A 939-nucleotide genomic window follows, 5' to 3' on the forward strand; every position below is an offset into this window, starting at 1 on the left:
TTGAAATGGTTACATGAATTTATCATAAATCACCACAGCATAAGTTGCCATGCAATAAAGCCATCCCAGTGTCGGAGCACTGGAATGACAAGAAAGGGAATACTTGGATGATATCGTCACAAAGGAACCAGCGTCAGATACTTGTATGACACCCTACTCTCTCAAGCCTTCAGTTCCTCAAACACTTCACTTGCTCTGTCCAGTACAGAATCAGGAAAGCCGGCGAGTTTTGCTACATATATTCCATATGACTCATCTGCAACACCCTCAACAACTTCATGGAGAAAGATTACCTCTCCGTTCCATTCTTTTATTTTCACACAAAAACATTTCACGTTCTTCAAGTATTTGCTTACTTTAGTTAGTTCATGATAATGAGTTGCAAAAATGGCGCGGCACTTGTTTACATTGTGGATATGTTCAATCACTGCCTGAGCAATAGATAAGCCATCATATACCCCTGTGCCTCTGCCAATCTCATCAAGTATCACCAAGGAACGATCTGTTGCCTGATTGACTATGGTTGCTGTTTCAATCATCTCTACCATGAAGGTGGAATAACCAGCTGTTATATTATCTGTTGCACCAACCCTGCTGAATATCTTGTCAATCACACCAATATGTGCACTATCTGCTGGCACAAATGACCCCATATGAGCTAAAATTGCGATGAGAGCGTTTTGCCTTAGAAAAGTGCTTTTTCCGGCCATATTAGGACCAGTGATTAGATGTATACCAGCTAAGTTGATGTTATTTGCGATGAACTTATCGTTAACTTCAACCACTGGGTGTCTTCCGCTGCAGATATTGAATTCTTTACTATCGTCAATGATGGGTTTTACGTAATTGTTTTGCATTGCAAGCTCTGCAAACGCAGTTCGGATATCAAGCTTTGCCAAGGCGTTTGCAGCGAGAGCAATCTTTTCAGATTCTTTAGCA

At 41.0% G+C, this 939-nt stretch carries 1 protein-coding gene; it reads right to left on the minus strand.

The genetic code is table 11. From position 1 onward, the window contains the following. Positions 1-161: 161 nt before the first annotated feature. Positions 162-939: MutS-related protein (locus GO685_RS05360; protein ID WP_410543295.1), on the minus strand; the 778-nt coding region annotated here is incomplete at its 5' end.

The organism is Wolbachia endosymbiont of Madathamugadia hiepei (genome assembly GCF_013366855.1).
Taxonomy (GTDB): Bacteria; Pseudomonadota; Alphaproteobacteria; order Rickettsiales; family Anaplasmataceae; genus Wolbachia.